This is a genomic window from Actinomycetospora endophytica (genome assembly GCF_021026375.1).
Taxonomy (GTDB): Bacteria; Actinomycetota; Actinomycetes; order Mycobacteriales; family Pseudonocardiaceae; genus Actinomycetospora; species Actinomycetospora endophytica.
The window spans coordinates 514379-535681 of record NZ_JAJNDB010000001.1 but is presented as its reverse complement, the minus strand read 5'-3'; the positions used below and the strand labels follow the sequence as shown (position 1 = coordinate 535681).

Here is a 21303-nt window from a genome sequence, read left to right as displayed (position 1 = left end):
GCCGCTCACCCGGCCGAAGATCGCCTACAACGCACCGACCACGTGGTCGATGCACTCCGTGAGCTTGGTGACGTCGTCCGGGTCGATCGCCGGGAACATCCCGATCCGCAGCTGGTTGCGGCCGAGCTTGCGGTAGGGCTCGGTGTCCACGACGCCGTGCGCACGCAGGATCTTCGCGATCGCGGCGGCGTCCACGTCGTCGGTGAAGTCGATCGTCCCGACGACCTGCGAGCGGTGCGCGGGCTCGGTCACGAACGGCGTCGCGTAGGGCGACTTCTCGGCCCAGCCGTAGAGCCGGTCGGACGAGTCCTTGGTGCGCGCCGTCGTCCACGACAGCCCGCCCTGGGCGTTCATCCACTCGATCTGGTCGGCGAGCATGATCAGCGTCGCGACGGCGGGCGTGTTGTAGGTCTGGTCCTTGCGCGAGTTGTCGATCGCCGTCGGCAGCGAGAGGAACTCCGGGATCCAGCGGTCGGTGGCGGCGATCTCGTCGACGCGCTCGAGCGCCGCCGGCGACATGATCGCGATCCACAGCCCGCCGTCGGAGGCGAAGCACTTCTGCGGGGCGAAGTAGTAGACGTCGGACTGCGCGACGTCGACCGGCAGCCCGCCGGCCCCCGACGTCGCATCGATCGCCACCAGCCTCCCGTCGCTGCCCGCCGGGCGGGCCACCGGGAGCGCGACCCCGGTCGATGTCTCGTTGTGGGCCCAGCCGATGAGGTCGACCGAGTCGTCGGAGCGCGGCTCCGGGGCGCTGCCCGGGTCCGAGGACACGACCACCGGGTCCGCGAGGAAGGGCGCGCCCTTCGTGACCGAGGCGAACTTCGAGGAGAACTCACCGAAGGTCAGGTGCAGCGAGCGCTCGCGGATCAGACCGACCGCGGCGGCGTCCCAGAACGCCGTGGTGCCGCCGTTGCCGAGGACGACCTCGTAGCCCTCGGGCAGCGAGAACAGCTGCGAGAGGCCCTCCCGCACCCGTCCGACCAGGGACTTCACCGGCTTCTGGCGGTGCGAGGTGCCCATGACGTCGGCCGCGTCGGCCACGGCGCGCAGCTGCTCGGGGCGGACCTTGGATGGTCCGCAGCCGAAGCGTCCGTCGGCGGGGAGGAGGTCGGCCGGGATCGTCACTGATTCAGCGCTGCTCGTCGTCACGGGCCCCATCCTCCCAAGGCCCCCACCCGGCTGCTGTCGCCCAGGTCACGCCACGGCCCCTGATCTGTGTCCTCGATCACGGGGTGTCCGATTCCGGATCGCAGTCCCTACCGTGGCCGGACGCGCCGAAGCCGGTGTCGACGGGAGGGGAACAGCGGGTGAACTCAGCGACGGTCCCGGGTGCCGATCTGCCCGGTATGCGCGTCGACTACCGGGCGGGTGAGCTCGACGCGGCCGACCTCGCCCCGACCTGGCACGAGCAGCTGCTCGGGTGGCTGGAGCAGGCCCGGGAGGCCGAGCTCGCCGACCCCAACGCGATGGTGCTGGCGACCTCCGACGACGAGCACCGGGTCACCACCCGCACCGTGCTGGCCAAGGACGTCGACGAGCGCGGGGTCACCTTCTTCACCAACTACACCTCGGAGAAGTCCCACCAGCTGCGCCAGACGCGGCAGGCGTCGCTGACGTTCCCCTGGTACGCGCTGCAGCGTCAGGCCACCGTCATCGGATCCGTCGAGCTGCTCGGCAAGGAGGCGACCGCCGAGTACTGGCGCACCCGCCCCCGGACCTCGCAGCTCGGGGCGTGGGCGTCGCCGCAGTCCGCGACGGTGCGGGACCGCGCCGCCCTCGACGACCTCTACGCCGCGACCGAGGCCCGCTTCGCCGACGACGAGGAGATCCCGGCCCCGCCGCACTGGGGTGGCTGGCGCGTCCGGCCCACGCACGTCGAGTTCTGGCAGGGCCGCACCTCGCGCCTGCACGACCGGCTGCGCTTCCGGTTCGAGCCCCGGACCGGCGCCTGGGTGCTGGAGCGGCTCGCTCCCTGATCACCGGTGCGAGGCCGGGCTCACGCTGAGGTGACGCCGGGGCCGTGCCTACGATCCTTGGGTGAGCGAACGATCAGGGGGCGAACCCGGCGACGGGGAGCCGACCCCGCGACGACGAGGCCTCTTCGCCGACACCACGCCCCTGCGCACCCCGTCTTTCCGGCGGCTCTGGACCGCCGGGGTGGTCACGGTGGTCGGGGCACAGCTGACCGTCGTCGCGGTGCCGTTCCAGCTCTTCGCACTCACCGGGTCGTCGGCGTGGGTGGGCCTGACCGGGCTGTTCGGGCTGGTCCCGCTGATCGTGTTCGGGCTCTGGGGCGGCGCGATCGCCGACGCCGTCGACCGTCGGATGCTGCTGGTGGTCTCCGGGATCGGGATCGCGGTGACCTCGGCACTGCTCGGGATCACCGCGGTGACGCACATCGGCGGGCCGTGGACGGTGCTGGTGATCTTCGCGGTGCAGACCGCCTGCCTGGCCGTCAACCAGCCGACCCGCTCCGCCGTCCTGCCGCGGATCCTCCCGCTCGAGCAGCTGCCCGCGGCGAACACGCTGTGGTTCACCGTCCAGCAGCTCGGCGCGTTCGCCGGTCCGCTGGTCGGCGGGGTCGCGCTGGCGTTCATCGACGTCGGCGTCCTCTACTTCGTCGACACCGTCTGCCTCTTCGCCTCGATCTGGGCCGCCTACCGGCTGCCCCGGCTGCCGGTCGGTGACGACGCCGAGGGCGGGTTCCGCGGGGTGGTGCACGCGATCCGGCAGAGCGCCGGGCTCCGGTCGGTGGTCGACGGCTTCCGCTACGCCGCGATGTCGAAGGTCCTGCTCGTCAGCTTCCTCGCCGACCTCGTGGCGATGGGCTTCGGCATGCCGCGCGCGGTGTTCCCGCAGGCCGCGGTCGAGACCTACGGAGGTGGCCCGGCCTACGGCCTGCTCTCCGCCGCGATCGCGGGCGGGGCGGCGCTCGGCGGGCTGCTCTCGGGGCGGCTGCACGGGATCGCCCGCCAGGGGGTCGCGGTGACGATCGCGGTCTGCCTCTGGGGCGTCGGGGTGGCGCTGTCCGGGCTGACCTCGATCCTGTGGCTGGCCGTCCTCCTGCTGGCAGCGGCCGGGGCGGCGGACCTGGTCAGCTCGGTGTTCCGTTCGACGATGCTGCAGACGGTCGCGACCGACGAGATGCGTGGCCGCATGCAGGGGGTGTTCGTGGTGGTCGTCGCGGGCGGTCCCCGGGTGGCCGACCTGTGGCACGGCTGGGCCGCCGACGCGGTGGGCACGGGGCTGGCGACGACGATCGGGGGCGTGGCCGTCGTCGTCGGGATGATCGCGGTGGTGCTCGCGTTCCCGGCGTTCTGGCGCTACCGGGCGCCGGTGGCCGGTCAGGACGTGGACGCCCCGGTCGGCCAGTCCTGAGCCCGGCGGGCCCGCGCCCGCACCGAGGAGACGCTCATCAACCCGGCGGGCCCGGATCCACGGGCATGAGCGTCCTCTCGGCGGGCCCGGTCCGGTCGAGCAGGAGCCGCAGCAGGCGCTCGAGCTCAGCGCGGTCGGCCTCGTCGAGCCCGGCGAAGAGCCGGTCCGCCTCGCTGGCCCGGGCGGAGCGGACGGCCGCGGCCAGGTCGCGACCGGGGTCGGTGACGACGACGAGGGTGGCGCGCCGGTCGTCGGGATCGGTCTCGCGGCGCACGAGGCCCCGTTCCTCCAGCGCGTCGACGACCTCGGTGGCCGAGCGCGGGGCGATCCCCAGGTGGCCGGCGAGCGTGCCCGGCCGGACCGGCCCGTGGCGCATCAGGGTGCCGAGCGCGCGCAGCTGGGAGGGGGTGACCTCCCACGGCGCCAGCGACTCCCGCGAGGCGCGGCGCATCCGCCGGGCGACGGCCCAGAACAGGTCGCTCACCGAGGCCGGCTCGTCGTGCTCCACGGGGAACACTCTAGCGCGAACCCGTGTTGTAGCCTCATCATGAGGTTGCCTCAGTAACCTCCTTCTCCCCACCACCGCCCAGGAGGCGCCCCTTGCCCCGCCCTCCCGAGATCAGCCGCGAGCAGCGCGCCCGCGACCGCGAGCAGGCCAAGCAGGTCTCGCTGCGCCGGATCGCGCGCCTGTTCGCCCCCCACCGCTCCTCCCTCGTCGTCGTCATCGCCGTGATCGTGGCGTCGTCCGTCGTCGGGATGGCCTCGCCCTTCCTGCTGCGCGCCGTCATCGACGACGCGCTGCCGCACCGCGACGTCCGGCTGCTCGTCTGGCTGGCCGCGGGCATGGTCGCCGTCGCCGCCGTGACCGCCGCGTTCGGCGTCGTCCAGACCTGGATCTCCACCCGCGTCGGCCAGCTCGTCATGCACCGGCTGCGCACCGACGTGTTCGCCCACCTCCAGCGCCTCTCCCTGGGGTTCTTCACCCGCACCCGCACCGGCGAGGTGCAGTCGCGGATCACCAACGACATCGGCGGCATGCAGACCGTCGTCACCTCGACGGCGACCTCGATCGCCTCGAACCTCACGACGGTCGTCGCGAGCGGCGTCGCGATGGTCGCGCTGTCCTGGCAGCTCTCGCTGGTCACGCTGCTGGTGCTGCCGCCCTCGGTGCTGCTCTCCCGCCGGGTGGCGCGGCTGCGCCGCACGCTCACCGCCCAGCGCCAGCGCGAACTGGCCGACCTCAACGTCACCATCGAGGAGGGCCTGTCGATCGACGGCGTCACGCTGTCGCGCACCCTCGGGACCGGCGACGCGCTCGTCTCCCGGTTCACCGACTCCTCGCTGCGCCTGACCGACCTCGAACTGCGCAGTCAGCTCGCCGGCCGCTGGTGGATGGCGACCATGAGCATCGTCTTCGCCGCCATCCCCGCGCTGATCTACCTGGGGGCCGGGCTGCCGTGGACGGTGGGCGCGCTGTCGATCGGGACGCTGGTCGCCTTCACGTCGCTGCAGGCCGGGGTGTTCCGGCCGCTGTCGTCGCTGCTCGACGTCGGGGTGTCGATCTCCGCGTCGCTGGCCCTCTTCCAGCGGATCTTCGAGTACCAGGACACCGCGATCGACGTCGACGAGCCGACCGACCCGGTCGACCTGCCGGCACCGCGCGGCGAGCTGCGGATCTCCCACGTCTCGTTCGCCTACCCCGGGGCGGACCGGAAGGCGCTCGACGACGTCGACCTGTGCGTCCCCGCCGGGTCGACGCTCGCGATCGTCGGCGAGACCGGGTCGGGCAAGTCCACGCTCGGCGCGCTCGTGGCCCGGCTGCACGACCCCGACGCCGGGCGGATCACCGTCGACGGCGTGGACCTGCGGGATCTCCGCCTGGCCGACCTCGCCGGGATCGTCGGCGTCGTCAGCCAGGAGACCTACCTGCTGCACGCCTCGGTGCGCGACAACCTGCGCTACGCCCGGCCCGACGCGACCGACGAGGAGATCGAGGCGGCGGCCCGCGGGGCGCAGATCCACCACGTCATCGCGGACCTGCCCGAGGGCTACGACACCGTCGTCGGCCCGCGCGGGCACCGGTTCTCCGGCGGCGAGCGCCAGCGCCTGGCGATCGCGCGGACGTTGCTGCGCGACCCCCGGATCCTCGTGCTCGACGAGGCCACCAGCGCGCTGGACACCGCCACCGAGCGGGCCGTCCAGGAGGCCTTCGACCGGCTGGCCGACGGCCGCACCACGCTGACCATCGCCCACCGGCTCTCCACCGTCCGCGACGCCGACCGGATCGCGGTCCTCGACCACGGCCGCGTCGTCGAGTCCGGGACGCACTCCGATCTCCTGGAGACCGACGGCCGGTACGCGGCGCTGGCGGCGTAGGTGCGCTGACGCGCCCGTGAGCAGTACTTGACGCCAGAGCCGCACGTACTGCTCACGAGGCCGCAGGCCACCTCCGGAACCGCCGACGACTACGGTCTGCGCTCATGGCGGCGACGGGTGAGCAGTACGAGGTCCGCTCGGGGGCTGCGCACGCCGTCGTCACCGAGGTCGGGGCCGGTCTGCGCGCGTTCACCGTCGACGGCACCGACCACGTGGAGACCTTCGCCGAGGACGCCACCCCGCCCATGGGTGCCGGGTGCGTGCTCATCCCGTGGCCCAACCGCACGGCGGGCGCCCGCTTCACCTGGCGCGGCGAGACCCACGAGCTCGAGGCCACCGAGCCCGAGCGCGGCCACGCGATCCACGGCCTCGTCCGCCGCCGCCCGTGGCAGGTCACGGCGCACGACGACGCCGCGATCACCCTCGCCGTCGACGTGCCCGGCGGGACCGACCCCGAGGCGCACGGCTGGCCGCAGCCGCTGCACGTCGAGACCACCTACGCCGTCGACGGGGAGGCCGGCTCGCTCACGGTCTCCCACTCGCTGACGAACACCGGGAACGCCGACGTGCCCGCCGGGGTCGGCACGCACCCCTACCTGCGCGCCGGCGACCACCCCTCCGGCGAGTGCACGCTGTCGGTCGCGACCGGCACCGTCCTCGACGTCGACGACGCCCTCGTGCCCACCGGCCCCGCCCGGGAGCTCGCGCCGGGGGAGTCGCTGCGCCGGGGACGACGGGTCGCCGACCTCGACCTGGACACCTGCTTCGGGGTGATCGGCGGGGTCGCCGGGGTGCTCGCCGAGCTCCGCGCGCCCGACGGCACCGGCACGCGCCTCTGGGGCGACCGCAACATCGCCTGGGTGCAGGCCTTCACCCCGGAGAGCCCGTTCGGGCGGCCGGGCCAGGCGGTCGCCGTCGAGCCGATGACCTGCCCGCCGGACGCCCTGAACTCCGGCACCGACCTCGTCGTGCTCCAGCCCGGAGCCACCTGGACGGTGCGCTGGGGGCTGGAGGCGCTCCGATGACGGGGGAGATCCCGAGGACGTCCGCGCGATGATGACGGCGGGTGAGCACGAGACACGGATCGGCGCGGAGACGATGAGCTCGAACGGACGCGTGGTGGTCGGCGGCGAGGCACTGGTCGACCTCGTGCCGCTCGAGCGGCAGCCGCTGGCGCCCCTGGCACCGCGCCTGGGCGGCGGCCCGTACAACGTGGCGGTCGGGCTCGGCCGCCTCGAGACCCCGACGACGATGCTCACGCGGCTCTCGACGGACTCGTTCGGGGACGCGCTGCTCGCCCGGCTGCAGGACTCCGGCGTCGACGAGGCCCTGGTCCAGCGGGGCGAGGAGCCCTCGACGCTGGCGGTGGTCACCATCGACGAGACCGGCGCCGCGCGGTACTCGTTCCACGTCTCCGGGGCCGCCGACCGGCTCGTCACCGACCCCGGTGACCTGCCCGCGGACACCGCCGCCCTCGCCGTCGGGACCCTGTCGCTGGTGCTGGAGCCCGGCGCGTCGGTCTACGCCGACCTCGCCCGGCGGGCCGCCGAGGCGGGGGTGTTCGTCAGCCTGGACCCGAACATCCGCGAGGCGCTGGTGACCGACCCCGACCGGGTCCGCGCCCGCCTCGACGCGATCGCCGCCGTCGCCGGGCTGGTGAAGCTCTCCGACGAGGACGCCCGCTGGTGGGGCCGGACCCCCGCGGACCTGCTCGCGGCGGGGGCGGGCGCCGTCGTCGTGACCCGCGGCGCCGACGGGCTCGTGGTGCACACCCGCGACGGCGAGGTCGCGGTCGGGGCGGACGTCTCGCGGCCGGTGGTCGACACCATCGGGGCCGGCGACTCGGTGCACTCGGCGCTGCTCGCCCACCTGCACGCGGCCGACCTCCTCGACCGGGCCCACCTCGCCGCGCTGGACCCCGACGGTTGGCGCGACGCCCTGGGCTTCGCGGCCCGCGTCGCCGGGTGGACCTGCTCCCGGGCCGGCGCGGAGCCCCCCACCCGCGCGGAGCTCGACGGCGGGGGTCGACCGGTCGACTGAATCGTGACCGGTACCACTCGGGGCGGGACCGGCCTCCGTGCTGCGGTGATCGAGCGGCGAGCGCTACGGTTCGGCCAGCGTACGACGCCCCACACCCGCGGGAGTTCGCCTCGGGGTGACGCCGCTCCCGTTCCCCGGGGTGACCGACCGTCCACCCGGGTCCGGGCCGGCGCCGTCCCCCGGCCTCGAGAAGCCCTCCCGCAACGACACGCGTGAAGAGGGATCCACGAGATGGCCGACGACGGCGAGAAGCGCACCGCCACCCTGTCCTACCCGGGTGGCGAGCACACCATGGAGATCGTCGAGGCCACCGAGGGTGCCTCCGGTGTCCAGCTCGGCAAGATGCTCGGCGACACCGGTCTGATCACGCTCGACCCGGGCTTCGTGAACACCGGGTCCTGTCGCTCCGACATCACCTACATCGACGGCGACGCCGGCATCCTGCGCTACCGCGGCTACCCCATCGAGCAGCTCGCGAAGAATTCCACGTTCGTCGAGACCAGCTACCTGCTGATCCACGACGAGCTGCCCACCGAGTCGCAGCTCGCCGACTTCACGCAGCAGATCCAGCGGCACACGATGCTGCACGAGGACCTCAAGAAGTTCTTCGACGGCTTCCCCGTGGACGCGCATCCGATGCCGGTGCTCTCCTCCGCGGTATCCGCGCTGTCGACGTTCTACCAGCGGTCGTTGGACCCCTTCGACGAGCCGAACGTCGACCTCTCGACGGTCCGCCTGCTCGCCAAGGTCCCGACGATCGCGGCCTACGCCTACAAGAACTCCATCGGGCAGCCGTTCCTCTACCCGGACAACAACCTGAACCTGGTGGAGAACTTCCTGCGCATGACGTTCGGCCTGCCGGCCGAGCCCTACCAGGTCGACCCCGAGATCGCCCGCGCGCTGGACATGCTGTTCATCCTGCACGCCGACCACGAGCAGAACTGCTCGACGTCGACGGTGCGCATGGTCGGCTCCTCGCAGGCCAACCTCTTCGCGTCGATCTCCGCGGGCATCAACGCCCTGTTCGGCCCGCTGCACGGCGGCGCCAACGCCGCGGTGCTCTCGATGCTCGAGGGCATCCGGGACAACCACGGCAACGCCGACGACTTCGTCGCGAAGGTCAAGAACAAGGAGCCCGGCGTCCGCCTCATGGGCTTCGGGCACCGGGTCTACAAGAACTACGACCCGCGCGCGGCGATCGTGCGGGACACCGCCCGCGGCATCATCGAGAAGCTCGGCGGCGGCGACGAGCTGCTCGACATCGCCATGAAGCTCGAGGACTACGCCCTCAACGACGAGTACTTCGTGGAGCGCAAGCTCTACCCGAACGTCGACTTCTACACCGGCCTGATCTACCAGGCGATGGGCTTCCCGACGGAGATGTTCACCGTCCTGTTCGCGATCGGGCGCCTCCCCGGCTGGATCGCCCACTGGCGCGAGATGATCGAGGACCCGGACACCCGCATCGGCCGCCCGCGGCAGGTCTACACCGGCCCGGCGGAGCGCGACTTCGTCCCGATGGAGAAGCGCGGCTGACCCTGCCCCGCCCCGCCCGCCCCCCCTTCTGAGCGAAGGGCACCTCCGGTCGAACAGATCGGTGAGGGGCGCCCACCGCCAGAACCCGCGGCGTGCCCGTGATCTGAACGAAGGGGCCCTTCGGTCGAGTAGATCGACCGAAGGGCCCCTTCGCGCGGTACGGGGGGCTTCCCGACGGCGGGTGCGGGTACCTGCTGGACATGGCTCGGTCCGATTCCTCAGCGTCCGATTCCTCAGCGTCCGACTCCCCGGCGATCGTCTGGTTCCGCCGGGACCTCCGGGTGCACGACCAGCCGACCCTCCTCGAGGCCGCCGAGCACTCCTCCCGCGCCCTCGCGCTGTTCGTGCTGGACCCGGCGCTGCTCGACCCGTCCGGCCCGGCCCGCCGCACGTTCCTCTACCGGTGCCTGCGGGCGCTCGACGAGGCGCTCGGCGGCCGGCTGCTCGTGGTGCGGGGCGACCCGGCCGACGTCGTGCCGCGGGTCGCGACGGCGGTGGGCGCCGGCTCGGTGCACGTCGCCGCCGACTTCGGCCCGTACGGCCGGGGCCGCGACGAGGCCGTCGAGAAGGCGCTGGGTGACGTGCAGCTGGTGCGCACCGGCTCGCCGTACGCGGTCGCGCCCGGGCGGATCACGAAGTCCGACGGCGACCCGTACAAGGTCTTCACCCCCTTCAGCCGGCAGTGGACCCAGCACGGCTGGCGGGCCCCGGCCGACACCGACGCCTCGACCCTGACCTGGATCGACCCGGCCGAGAAGTCGTCGGGCAGCGGGCCCAGTGGACCGCAGGCGGTGCGGATCCCCGACGACGAGCCCGTCGACGCCGAGCTCCCGGCCGCCGGGGAGCAGGCCGCCCGAGAGCAGTGGGAGGCCTTCGTCGACGAGCACCTCGCCGACTACGACGAGCTGCGCAACCGCCCCGACCGGCCGGCGACCTCGCGGATGTCGGTGCACCTGAAGTACGGCACCGTCCACCCGCGGACGCTGCTCGCCGACCTCACCGGGACCGGCACCGGGCCCACGTCGTACCGCAACGAGCTCTGCTTCCGCGACTTCTACGCCCAGGTGCTCTGGTTCTTCCCGGAGAGCGCCCGGAAGAACTTCGACACCAAGTTCGACCGGATCACCCTCGACACCGGCAAGCAGGCGTACGAGAAGTTCGAGCGCTGGCAGGAGGGCCGGACGGGCTATCCCGCGATCGACGCCGCGATGCGCCAGCTGCGCGGCGAGGGGTGGATGCACAACCGGATGCGGATGGCCGTCGCGTCGTTCCTGGTCAAGGACCTGCACCTGCCGTGGTGGTGGGGCGCGAAGCACTTCATGACGCTGCTCGTCGACGGCGACCTGCCGTCGAACCAGCACGGCTGGCAGTGGGCGGCCGGGTCGGGGACCGACGCCGCGCCGTACTTCCGCGTCTTCAACCCGGTGACCCAGGGGGAGCGGTTCGACCCGCAGGGCGAGTACGTGCGCCGGTGGGTGCCCGAGCTCGCGGACGTCGAGGGGCTCGCCGGCAAGAAGATCCACCAGCCCTGGAAGCTGTCGAACCCGCCCGAGAGCTACCCGGGGCCGATGGTCGACCACAAGACCGAGCGCACCTACACGAAGGCCTCGAGGAACGACCGGGTGCCGGCGCGGAGGTCGTCGAGCGCCTCGGCGTCCCCGGCGAGGTGGCGGATCAGCGCCCGCTGGAAGAGACCGTCGAACGCGGCGTAGGCGATGCCGCTCGTCGTCGTCGGTTCGCGGCCGACGAGCCGGGCGTAGGTGGTGACGATGCGCCAGATCATGCGCTCGAGGCTCGTGTCGATGTCCGCGACGTCGAGCCGGAAGGACTCGTCGAACATCGACTGCGAGCGCAGGTCGTACCACATCCGGTGCATCTCGGCGTCGCCCTCGAGGGTCGCCGCGAGGCCGTCCCCGGCGTCGCGGGCGAGCGCGCCGGCGTCGGTGGCGTGGGTGGCGATCGCGTCGTAGCGCTCGACGCACTGCGTCTTGAACCGCTGGACGCAGTAGGTGATCAGCTCGACCTTGTCGCGGAAGTAGTAGTGCAGGACCCCGTGGCTGAACTCCGAGTTCTGCGCGATCTCCCGCAGGCTGGTGCGGGCGTAGCCGAGGGAGGCCAGGGTCTGGAGCGCGGCGTCCGCGAGCTGGCGGCGCCGGTCCTCGAACTTGTCGGGGGGCCGCCGACCGGTCCGGTCGGCGGCGTCGATGCTGGTCACGTGGTCACCTCCCCACCGAGGTCCGGGCACCGATGAGCCTAGCTCACCGGAGCGGGCGGTCCGCCGTCGAAAATCTTGACGAGTGTCCAGGAACCACCCTACTGTGATCCACGTCGCACGACGTGGTGCCGCGCCTCCCGCGGGGCCGGCAGGGAGGAGCGAGGGTGGCTGTGTTCGATCTGACCGGACGCCGGGTGCTGGTGACCGGTGGAGCCCAGGGACTCGGCGAGGGGATGGCCCGCGCGCTGACGGGGGCCGGTGCGGCGGTGATGATCGCCGACGTCGCGAAGGATCTCGGCGAGCGCACCGCGGCGGACATCGGTGCGGGCTTCGTGCCCCTCGACGTCACCGACGACGCCGCGTGGGAAGCGGCCATCACGCACACGGTCAGCGAGCTCGGCGGCCTGGACGTCGTGATCAACAACGCCGGGCTCGAGGTCACGCAGCTGCTCGTCGACACCGAGCCCGACGACATCCGCCGGCTCCTCGAGGTCAACCTGATCGGCACGATGCTGGGCATCAAGCACGCGTTCCGCGCGATGCGCCCGGGCGGCCCGGCCGGTGCCGGCGGTGCGGTCGTCAACGTCTCCTCGGTCGCGGCGAACATCGCGTTCCCGTCCATCGGCGCGTACTCGGCGTCGAAGTCGGGCGTCGACCGGCTCACCCGGGTCGCCGCGATGGAGTCGGGCAAGCTCGGCTACGGCGTCCGCGTGAACTGCGTCTACCCCGGCCTCATCCCGACGGCGATGGGCCAGAAGCTCGCCGTCGAGACCGCGGGCCTCGGGCTGTTCGGCAGCCCCGAGGAGGCCGTCGGCGCCGTCGTCGAGCTGACCCCGTCGGGCCGGCTGGGCGAGGTCACCGACATCGCCGACGCCGTCGTCTTCCTCGCCTCCGACGCGTCCCGTTTCGTCAACGGCGCGGGCCTGCCGGTCGACGGCGGCATGGGAATGTGAGCCGATGTCCCTGGCGTCCTACCTGGACAAGGGGGCGTCGCTCGGTGGCGACGCCCCCTGCCTGACCCTCGACGGCGAGACCCGCACCTACGCGCAGGTCGTCGCCCTGTCCCACGACGTGTCCCGGGCGCTGCGGCGCTCCGGGGTCGGCCCGGGCGACCCGGTCGGCATCCTGTCGGCGAACCACCCGACGTCGTTCACGTGCGTCTTCGGGATCGCGCGGGCCGGCGCCGTGTGGTGCCCGATCAACCCGCGCAACGCCGCCGGGGAGAACCAGGAGCTGCTCGACCTCTTCGGGTGTGCCGCGCTGCTGTTCCAGGCGAAGTTCGCGCCGCTGGTCGCCGAGATCGCCCCGCGGCTCCCGGCCCTGACCACGCTGGTGTGCCTCGACGACCCCGATCCGGCCGTCGAGGGCGCCGTCGGGTTCGAGGCGTGGCTGGCGGCCGCCGCGGACGACCCGGTGGTCGACGAGGGCGGCGACGGGCTCGTCGCGCTCGTCGGGACGGGCGGCACCACGGGCCGGCCGAAGGGTGTCGAGCTCACCGACCGGAACCTCGAGACGATGTCGGCGATCACGCTGATGGCGTATCCGCTCGACCACCGGCCGGTCTACCTCGCGCTCGCCCCGCTGACCCACGCCGCGGGCGTGCTCTGCTTCCCGATCCTCACGCAGGGCGGGGAGATCGTCGTGATGGCGGCGCCCGACGTCGGCGGGTTCCTCACCCTCGTGCAGCGGCACCGCGTGACGCACACGTTCCTGCCGCCGACGCTGATCTACATGGTGCTCGACCACCACGACCTCGACGCCACGGACCTGAGCTCGCTGCAGTGCTTCTGGTACGGCGCGGCGCCGATGTCGACCACCCGGCTCGCCGAGGCCTGCGAGCGGATCGGGCCGATGGCCCAGCTCTTCGGCCAGTCCGAGGCGCCGATGATGGTCTCGACGATGAGCCCGGCCGACCATCGGCACCCGGACGGCACGCTCGCCGTCGAACGGTTCGCCTCGGCGGGACGCCCGTCCCCGCTCGTCACCGTGGCGATCATGGCCGAGGACGGCTCCCTGGTGGGGCCGGGCGAGCGCGGCGAGATCGTGGTGCGCAGCTCGCTCGTCATGGCGGGGTACCACCACAACCCGGAGGCCACCGCCGAGGTGTCGGCGCACGGCTGGCACCACACCGGCGACGTCGGGTACCTCGACGACGAGGGCTGGCTGTTCATCGTCGACCGCGCCAAGGACATGGTGATCACCGGCGGGTTCAACGTGTACTCCGCGGAGGTCGAGCAGGCCCTCATGGCGCACGACGCGGTCGCCGACTGCGCCGTGGTGGGGCTGCCCGACGAGAAGTGGGGCGAGCGGGTGGTGGCGGCGGTCCAGGTCCGGCCCGGCGCCGAGGTCTCGCCCGACGAGCTCATCACCTTCACCAAGGAGCGCATCGGCAGCGTCAAGGCCCCGAAGCAGGTGCTGTTCTGGGACGACCTGCCCCGCTCGACCGTCGGGAAGGTGCTCAAGACCGACGTGAAGGCGCGGCTCGCGACGGAGAGCTAGTCACGCAGGGCGGACCGGAGCGACACCCTCGCTCCGGTCCGCAGCACCGACCGCGCGTAGATCCGGCCGCCGAGCAGCAGCACGCCCGCGGTGAACGCGAGCGTCAGCACGAACGCCAGCGCCACCTGCCACACCGGCACCCCGCCCAGCGCCACCCGGGCGGGCATCGTCAGCGGCGACCACGGCGGGATCAGCGAGAGCACGGTCAGCGCCGGCGAGCGCGGCGCGGACAGCACCAGGTTGAACCCGACGACCCAGCCGATGAGCACGACGATGGACACCGGCGTCAGCACGCTCTGGGTGTCCTCCTGGCGGGAGACCAGCGAGCCGAGCGCGGCGTAGATCGTCGCGTACATCGCGAACCCGAGCAGGTACCAGACGAGCACCGAGATCAGCGTCCCGACGAGCCCGACCCCGGCGACCAGCAGGCCGGCGCTCCCGGCCACCGCGAGACCGACGGCGCCGAGGATCACGAGCTGCAACAGCCCCACGGCGCCGAGGCCGAGCACCTTGCCCAGGAGGAGCTGCCACGGCCGGACGGTGGCCAGCACCAGCTCCACGACGCGGCTCGACTTCTCCTCCACCACCCCCTGCGCCACCATCGCGCCGTAGGTCTGGATGGAGAAGAACAGCAGGAACGCCCCGACGGCGCCGAGCCCGATCCGCAGCCCCTGCGCCGGATCCTCGGGCCGGGCCGCGACGACGACGGGTGCCGAGCCCGCGGCCGCCGTCGTGAGCACCGCCGGGTCGACGCCGCGCGCGGTCAGGGCCTGTTCCTGGGCGGCGCGGGCCGTGGCCGGGGTCAGGATGGCCTGCAGGTCGTCGGAGAGGGACTGGTCCACGTCCACCCGCGGCCGGGCCGGCGACCCGGACAGCGCGGCGTCCACGTCGCCGGCGGCGAGGCGCTGGCGCCCCTGCGCGTCATCCGGGACCGGGACGACGGTGACCGTCCGCCCCTGGTCCGCGGCGACCGCCTGGAGCGCGGGGACGAGCGCGGCGGTCTCCGGGGCCACCGCGACCGCCCTCCCGCCCGACGACCCCGCCCCCAGCGAGCCGACGAACAGCGCGTAGCCGACGAGCACCACGAGGATCACGACGGTGCTGATGACGAACGCCCGCCCCCGCACCCGGGAGAGGAACTCGCGACGGGCGATGAGCGCGACGGTGCGCAGTGGCCGCGGGACGCTCACGCGGCCTCCTCCGGGCTCTCCGGCGCCGCCTCGGGGTGATCCGCCACGGTGTGGCGGAAGAGCTCGGTGAGGGTGGTGCGGCGGCGGCTGAACCCGTGCACCGGCCCGGTGGCCAGCGCGGCGTGCAGCAGCGGCTGGTCGTCGGCGCCCGGCTCGAGGGTCACGACGGTGCGCTCGCCCTCGGTCCGCGACGTGACCACTCCGGGCACCGCGTCGGCCCAGCCCGGCCGGGCCTGCGGGGCGTCGACGACGACGTCGGTGCCCGCCCCGGCGCGCAGCCCGTCGACGGTGCCCTCGGCGACGAGCGCGCCGTCGCGGACGATCCCCACGCGGTCGCAGAGGCGTTCCACGAGGTCGAGCTGGTGGGACGAGAACACCGCGGGCGCGCCGGCCGCGCAGCGCTCCCGGAGCACCTCGCTCATGACGTCGACGGCGACCGGGTCGAGCCCGGAGAACGGCTCGTCGAGCACCAGGACGTCGGGTTCGTGCACGAGCGCGGCGGCGAGCTGCACCCGCTGCTGGTTGCCGAGGCTGAGCTTCTGCACCTCGTCGCCCAGGCGACCGGCGACCCCGAGGCGCTCGGTCCAGCGCTCGGTCGACCGGCGCGCGTCGCCGGCCGAGAGGCCGTGCAGCTCCGCGAGGTAGCGCAGCTGCTCGCCGACGGCCATCCGCGGGTAGAGGCCCCGCTCCTCGGGCATGTAGCCGATCCGCCGGCGGCGCTCGGCGTCGACCGGACGGCCGTCGAGGCGGACCTCCCCGCTGTCGGCGGCCAGCACCCCGAGCACGATGCGCATCGTCGTCGTCTTGCCCGCGCCGTTGGCGCCCACGAACCCGAACAGCTCGCCGGGTCGGACGGAGAACCCCATGTCGACGAGCGCGCGCACGTCGCCGTAGCGCTTGGACACGCCGTCGATCTCCAGCACGCTGCCGTCGACCACCGATCTGGATCTGGGGGCGTCAGCTTGACCTACTTTCGGCCGCGATGTCCACCGATGGTCGCCGCCGGATGACGCAGCGTGGGATCTCGGGCGAGGCCACCCGATCGTGATCAGACCGACCCCGATCGGGTGCTCCGCCGGGCCCTCCGTCCGGAGCAGCATGTGCCGGTGATCGCCGGAGCCCGACGGCCCGGTCCGACCGAGCGCCGGAGGGGCGCGCAGGGGGTGGCGGTGCGGTGCGACTGCTCGTCGTCGTCGTGGTCACCACGGCGCTGCTCGTCGCGGCGGCGCCGATCGCCCTGACCCAGGCCCCCCGATTGCATTCGCCGCTGCTCGCGCTGGTGGCCTTCGGCGTCGCGGTGATCGCGCTGGTCGCCGGGCTCGCGCTGCTGCTCCGGGCGACGGTGCTGCGCCGTCGGACGCGTCCGGCCGGTGCGGTCGGTGGTCCGGTGGTGGGCGCGGGGTCGGTCGGTTCGGGGTCGCTGGGCTCGGGGTCGCTGGGCTCGGGGTCGCTGGGCCCGGGATTGTTCGCCCCGGGATCGTCCGGCCCGGCGTGGGCCGGGCCGTCGGGGGCGCCGTTCGCGATGGGGCCGCGGCGCGAGCCCCTCCGCGCGCGGGTCGTGCCCGCGCAGCGCTCCGGGGCCGACCAGCCCGCGGGTGACGACGCCGAGACCGAGCCCCGCCGTCGACCGGAGCGCATCGCCCTCGTCCCCGTCGCCGGCCGCATCGCGGTGTCGATCGGCGCGTCGGACACCGGCCCGCGCCACGCCCTCCTCGACGAGGCGGTCGCCGCCGGTCAGTCCGACCAGGACGACACGACGGGCCAGTCGCCGGGCGGGCCGTCCCAGACCCACGCCCAGCAGATCCGGGCGGACGACGGATCCGTCGAGGAGGCGATCTCGGCGCGCTCGGCCGCGTTCGCCGCCCGGTACACCGCGACCCGCTCGCGCCGGTAGCCCGGGCCCTCGTAGGCGTCGAGCGCGGGGAGGGCCGCGACCGGGTCGGCGAGCTCCACCACGTGCCCGGGCGCGAGTGCGCCGGCGTCCCGGACGAGCGCGGGGTAGCCCCGTCCGGTGTCGTACACCCGCCCCGCGGTCACGGCGGGCCACGACGACCGGGCGGCCGGAGCGAGGCGCCACCACGCGGACGCGCCGGGCTGCAGCGTGCCGTAGACGAACACCCGGTCCGGCCAGCCCCGCGGGTCCGGGACACCCTCCGCGACGACCGTGGCCGCGTCGGCCCCGACCTCGCCCGGGACGCCCTCGAGCGCCCGCGCGTCGTCCTGGGAGACGTCACGGCAGCGGACGGGAGCCCCGTCGACGAGCAACGGCGCCCGGACGGGGTCGGCGGGCCAGTAGGCGAGGACGGGATCGAGCCGGGCGCCGCGCTCGTCGGTGACCCGGGCGGCGTGCACCCGGGCGAGGGCGTAGCGCTGTCCGCGGCCCTCGCAGCGGTCGAGCACGCCGACCTGGTCCGGGGTCGCGAGCCAGAGGTGGTGGATCTCGGTACCCGGGACGACGGCGAGCGTGGCGGGCCGGGCACCGTCGCGGGCACGCCACCCGGCCGCCCACACCGCCGCGACCCCGGACACCTCGACCCGCAGCGCCACCACCGGCCCGACCAGGCCCAGCTCGCGGCGCAGCCAGGTGATCTTCGACGGGCAGCGGTTCGACCCGAACGCGAGTACCGGCACCCGCTCGGCCAGCGGTGGCGCGCCGTGCTCCGCCAGCCAGGTGTCGATCGCGGTCCCGGAGACCGCCCACCCGCCGCGCGCCTCGACCGCGGGCTCGATGCGGTGGGTGAGCCCGTCGAGGTGCACGAACGAGAAACCCGGCGCGACCCCGGGATAGGGGTCGGCCGGGTACTCCCAATCGGCGTGCTGCATGTCCCCCGGGCAGGCTCAGTAGCCCCGCTCGCGGTACTCCTCGAGGCGCGGTGCCTCGTCACCGATCTTCGTGACGTCGCCGTGCCCGGTCCGCACGATGGTGTCGGCGGGCAACGTGAAGATCTTCCCGGCCAACGTCTCGATGATCACTCCGAAGTCGGAGTACGACGGGCCGGTGGCCCCCGGGCCCCCGTTGAACAGGGTGTCCCCGGAGAACAGCGTGCCCAGGTCGGGGGCATAGAAGCACGTCGACCCGGGCGAGTGGCCCGGCGTCGCGATCGCCTGCAGCCGGATCCCGCCGACGGTGAACGTCTCGCCGTCGGACAGCGTCCCGTCGGGCTCGCTGTCGGGGTAGGTCAGGTTCCAGATGACCTTGTCGTCCGGGTTGAGCAGGATCGGTGCCTCGTACGTCCGCGCGATCTCCGGGGCGGCGTTCACGTGGTCGTTGTGCGAGTGCGTGCACAGGATCGCCGTGACGTCGCGGTCGCCGACCGCGGACTTGATGGCGGCCGCGTCGTGCGGGGCGTCGATCAGCACGACCTCGGAACCGTCACCGACGATCCAGACGTTGTTGTCGACGTCGAACGACTTGCCGTCGATCTGGAACTGCCCGGACGTCGTCAGGTGCTCGACGCCCTCGCCGACGCGCTCGGCGCTCACAGGATCACCACCGAACGCAGCACGTCACCGTGGTGCATCTTGTCGAAGGACTGCTCGACCTCGTCCAGCGAGATCCGCTCGGTGACGAACTTGTCGAGCGGGAAGCGGCCCTGCAGCGCCAGGTCGACCAGCATCGGGAAGTCGCGGCTGGGCAGGCAGTCGCCGTACCAGGACGAGCTCAGCGACCCGCCGTGCGAGAAGAACGGCTGGAAGTCGGCCTCGAGCTTCATGTCCGGCGACGGCACGCCGACGAGCACGAGCCGGCCCGCGAGGTCGCGTGCCTCGAAGGCCTGCTTCCAGGTGGCCGGGATGCCGACGGCGTCGACGACCACGTCGGCGCCGAAGCCGCCGGTGAGGTCGCGGATGCCCTGCACCGGGTCGGTGTTCTTGGCGTTGATGGTGTGGGTGGCGCCGAAGCCCTTCGCCCACTCCAGCTTCCGGTCCTCGGTGTCGACCGCGATGATCGTCGTGGCGCCCGCCAGCGCCGCGCCCGCGATCGCCGCGTCCCCGACGCCGCCGCACCCGATCACCGCGACGGTCTCACCCCGCGCGACCTTGCCGGTGTTGATCGCCGCACCGGTCCCGGCCATGACACCGCAGCCGATGAGCCCGGCCTGCGCGGGGTCGATGTCCGGGTTGACCTTGGTGCACTGCCCGGAGTGCACCAGCGTCTTCTCCGCGAACGCCCCGATGCCCAGGGCCGGCGAGAGAGCCTCGCCGGTGTCCTTGAGCGTCATCGGCTGGGCGGCGTTGTGGGTGTCGAAGCAGAGGTGGTGCTTGCCCTTGCGGCAGGCACGACACACCCCGCAGACGGCCCGCCAGTTGAGGATGACGAAGTCGCCGACCTCGAGACTCTCGACGCCCTGGCCGAGTGCCTCGACCTTCCCCGCGGCCTCGTGGCCGAGCAGGAACGGGTACTCGTCGTTGATGTTCCCTTCGCGGTAGTGCAGATCGGTGTGGCACACCCCGCAGGCCTGGATCGCCACCACGGCTTCACCGGGCCCGGGATCGGGGATCACGATCGTCTCGACGGTGACCGGCTTGCCCTTCTCCCGGGACACCACGCCCCGGACCTCCTGCGGCATCTTCGCCCTCCCGTGTCGCTTCGCTCATGCGCTCATGCGCAGGGTGCCACGTGAGGCGGGTCTCATGCGCGGGGTGGCCGCTCGGCCGTCCGGGTCAGGACCGCTCCGGGACGAGCGAAGGGCCCCGTCAGTCGGATAGACGGGCCGAGGGCGCCCTCCGCCAGAACCACGGCTTGCTGCCGTGATTCGGCGAGGGGCGCCCCTGGCCGGCTCTATCGACCGAAGGGGCCCTTCGCTCGAAACGGGGGTGGGATCAGACGTGCAGGATCAGGCCCGAGCCCTGGCCGCCGCCGCCGCACAGGCCGGCCGCACCGACGCCGCCGCCGCGGCGCCGCAGCTCGTGCGCCAGGTGGATCGCGATCCGGGCGCCGGACATGCCGACCGGGTGGCCCAGCGAGATGGCGCCGCCGTCGGGGTTCACGCGCTCCGGGTCGACGCCCAGCTCGGTGGTCGACTGCAGCGCGACCGCCGCGAACGCCTCGTTGAGCTCGAGCATCTCGAGCTGCTTCGCCTCGAGGCCCTCCCGGCCCAGCGCCTTGAGGATCGCGTTCGACGGCTGCGAGAGCAGCGAGTTGTCCGGGCCGGCGACCCAGCCGTGGTGGCCGATCCGGGCGAGGACCTCGAGCCCGAGCTCCTTGGCCTTCTTCTCCGACATGACGACCGCGGCCGCGGCACCGTCGGAGATCTGCGAGGAGGAGCCCGCCGTGATGGCGCCCTCCTTGTCGAAGGCCGGGCGGAGCTTGCCGAGGCCCTCGGCGGTGGTGTCGCCGCGGACGCCCTCGTCCTCGGTGACGACCAGCGGGTCGCCCTTGCGCTGCGGCACCGACACCGGCGCGAGCTCGGCGTCGAACCGGCCGTTCTTGGCCGCGTCGGCCGCGCGCTGGTGCGAGGAGGCGGAGAACTCGTCCATCGCCTGGCGGTTCAGTCCGATCGCCTTCGAGAAGCGCTCGGTCGAGGCGCCCATCGACTCACGGTCGTAGACGTCGGTGAGGGCGTCGTACTCGGTGGCGTCGAGGATCTGCCCGCCGCCGTACTTGTAGCCCCGGCGCGCCTTCGGCAGCAGGTACGGCGCCTCGGTCATGGACTCCATGCCGCCCGCGACGACGACGTCGTAGTCGCCGGCCTGAATCATCTGGTCGGCGATCGCGATCGCGTCGAGGCCCGAGAGACAGACCTTGTTGAGCGTGAACGACGGCACCGACATCGGGATCCCGGCGTCGGTGCCCGCCTTGCGGGCCGGGTTCTGGCCGGCGCCGGCCTGGATGACCTGCCCCATGATCAGGTACTCGACCTGGTCGCCGGCCAGGCCGGCCTGTTCGAGGGCCTTGGCGATCGCGGTGGTGCCGAGCTGCTGCGCGGAGATCCCGGCGAAGGCTCCGGAGAGCTTGCCGATCGGCGTGCGGGCGCCGGAGACGATGACGGAGCCGGGCATGACTTCCTCCTGGGCGGTACGGGTTCTCGAACGTGGCACGACGGCGGGCCGTGCTCGGCGGGTGGC

At 73.2% G+C, this 21303-nt stretch carries 18 protein-coding genes; 9 read left to right on the top strand and 9 right to left on the bottom strand.

What is annotated here, in order from left to right; genetic code table 11:
- Window positions 1-24 precede the first annotated feature (24 nt).
- A complete protein-coding gene (serC, locus tag LQ327_RS02645) occupies window positions 25-1152 on the bottom strand; it encodes a phosphoserine transaminase (protein ID WP_230729973.1) in 1128 nt (375 codons plus the stop codon).
- 197 nt (window positions 1153-1349) lie between these two features.
- Here serC and pdxH point away from each other — a divergent pair, with 197 nt between their 5' ends.
- The gene (pdxH, locus tag LQ327_RS02640) at window positions 1350-1979 is read left to right on the top strand and encodes a pyridoxamine 5'-phosphate oxidase (RefSeq protein WP_230732935.1); all 630 of its coding nucleotides are present in this window, start codon (window positions 1350-1352) and stop codon (window positions 1977-1979) included.
- A gap of 61 nt (window positions 1980-2040) precedes the next feature.
- Window positions 2041-3381: an MFS transporter gene (locus tag LQ327_RS02635; RefSeq protein ID WP_230729972.1), complete on the top strand. Its 1341-nt coding sequence runs from the start codon at window positions 2041-2043 to the stop codon at window positions 3379-3381.
- A 37-nt stretch (window positions 3382-3418) separates the two neighbouring features.
- Here the strand turns inward: LQ327_RS02635 and LQ327_RS02630 are convergent, their stop codons facing one another.
- Complete coding sequence (locus tag LQ327_RS02630) at window positions 3419-3889, bottom strand: MarR family winged helix-turn-helix transcriptional regulator (RefSeq protein WP_230729971.1); 471 nt, start codon at window positions 3887-3889, stop codon at window positions 3419-3421.
- Window positions 3890-3981: 92 nt separating this feature from the next.
- Between LQ327_RS02630 and LQ327_RS02625 the strand changes: the two genes are divergently transcribed.
- From LQ327_RS02625 to LQ327_RS02605, 5 genes are all read left to right on the top strand, one after another.
- Window positions 3982-5757: an ABC transporter ATP-binding protein gene (locus tag LQ327_RS02625; RefSeq protein ID WP_230729970.1), complete on the top strand. Its 1776-nt coding sequence runs from the start codon at window positions 3982-3984 to the stop codon at window positions 5755-5757.
- A 104-nt stretch (window positions 5758-5861) separates the two neighbouring features.
- Window positions 5862-6782: an aldose 1-epimerase family protein gene (locus LQ327_RS02620; RefSeq protein ID WP_230729969.1), complete on the top strand. Its 921-nt coding sequence runs from the start codon at window positions 5862-5864 to the stop codon at window positions 6780-6782.
- Window positions 6783-6813: 31 nt separating this feature from the next.
- Complete coding sequence (locus tag LQ327_RS02615) at window positions 6814-7797, top strand: carbohydrate kinase family protein (protein WP_230732932.1); 984 nt, start codon at window positions 6814-6816, stop codon at window positions 7795-7797.
- Between the two features lie 231 nt (window positions 7798-8028).
- A complete protein-coding gene (locus tag LQ327_RS02610) occupies window positions 8029-9333 on the top strand; it encodes a citrate synthase (protein ID WP_230729968.1) in 1305 nt (434 codons plus the stop codon).
- Between the two features lie 200 nt (window positions 9334-9533).
- Complete coding sequence (locus LQ327_RS02605) at window positions 9534-11045, top strand: cryptochrome/photolyase family protein (protein ID WP_230729967.1); 1512 nt, start codon at window positions 9534-9536, stop codon at window positions 11043-11045.
- On the opposite strand, the gene LQ327_RS02600 is transcribed toward LQ327_RS02605, so the two are convergent.
- The gene (locus tag LQ327_RS02600; protein WP_230729966.1) at window positions 10928-11548 is read right to left on the bottom strand and encodes a TetR/AcrR family transcriptional regulator; all 621 of its coding nucleotides are present in this window, start codon (window positions 11546-11548) and stop codon (window positions 10928-10930) included. The two genes, LQ327_RS02605 and LQ327_RS02600, sit on opposite strands and share 118 nt — an antisense overlap.
- 164 nt (window positions 11549-11712) lie before the next feature.
- On the opposite strand from LQ327_RS02600, the gene LQ327_RS02595 reads away from it, so the two are divergent.
- Both LQ327_RS02595 and LQ327_RS02590 read left to right on the top strand, forming a co-directional pair.
- Entirely contained in the window at window positions 11713-12501 is a 789-nt protein-coding gene (locus LQ327_RS02595; RefSeq protein ID WP_230729965.1) for an SDR family NAD(P)-dependent oxidoreductase, read from the top strand.
- 4 nt (window positions 12502-12505) lie between these two features.
- Window positions 12506-14047, top strand: coding sequence for an acyl-CoA synthetase (locus LQ327_RS02590; protein WP_230729964.1), 1542 nt, complete (start codon window positions 12506-12508; stop codon window positions 14045-14047).
- Here LQ327_RS02590 and LQ327_RS02585 read toward each other — a convergent pair.
- From LQ327_RS02585 to LQ327_RS02560, 6 genes are all read right to left on the bottom strand, one after another.
- A complete protein-coding gene (locus LQ327_RS02585; RefSeq protein ID WP_230729963.1) occupies window positions 14044-15237 on the bottom strand; it encodes an ABC transporter permease in 1194 nt (397 codons plus the stop codon). The genes LQ327_RS02590 and LQ327_RS02585 overlap by 4 nt on opposite strands.
- The gene (locus tag LQ327_RS02580) at window positions 15234-16103 is read right to left on the bottom strand and encodes an ABC transporter ATP-binding protein (protein WP_230732930.1); all 870 of its coding nucleotides are present in this window, start codon (window positions 16101-16103) and stop codon (window positions 15234-15236) included. The genes LQ327_RS02585 and LQ327_RS02580 overlap by 4 nt, the downstream gene beginning before the upstream one ends.
- 868 nt (window positions 16104-16971) lie before the next feature.
- Window positions 16972-18060 (bottom strand): gamma-glutamylcyclotransferase family protein, encoded by a 1089-nt coding sequence (locus LQ327_RS02575; protein WP_230729962.1) that lies wholly within the window; start codon window positions 18058-18060, stop codon window positions 16972-16974.
- A 15-nt stretch (window positions 18061-18075) separates the two neighbouring features.
- Window positions 18076-18720, bottom strand: a complete 645-nt coding sequence (locus LQ327_RS02570) for an MBL fold metallo-hydrolase (protein WP_230729961.1) — start codon at window positions 18718-18720, stop codon at window positions 18076-18078.
- The gene (locus LQ327_RS02565) at window positions 18717-19805 is read right to left on the bottom strand and encodes an S-(hydroxymethyl)mycothiol dehydrogenase (protein WP_230729960.1); all 1089 of its coding nucleotides are present in this window, start codon (window positions 19803-19805) and stop codon (window positions 18717-18719) included. Before LQ327_RS02565 ends, LQ327_RS02570 begins: the two co-directional genes overlap by 4 nt.
- A 253-nt stretch (window positions 19806-20058) precedes the next feature.
- Window positions 20059-21237 (bottom strand): acetyl-CoA C-acetyltransferase, encoded by a 1179-nt coding sequence (locus LQ327_RS02560; protein ID WP_230729959.1) that lies wholly within the window; start codon window positions 21235-21237, stop codon window positions 20059-20061.
- Between the last annotated feature and the right edge of the window lie 66 nt (window positions 21238-21303).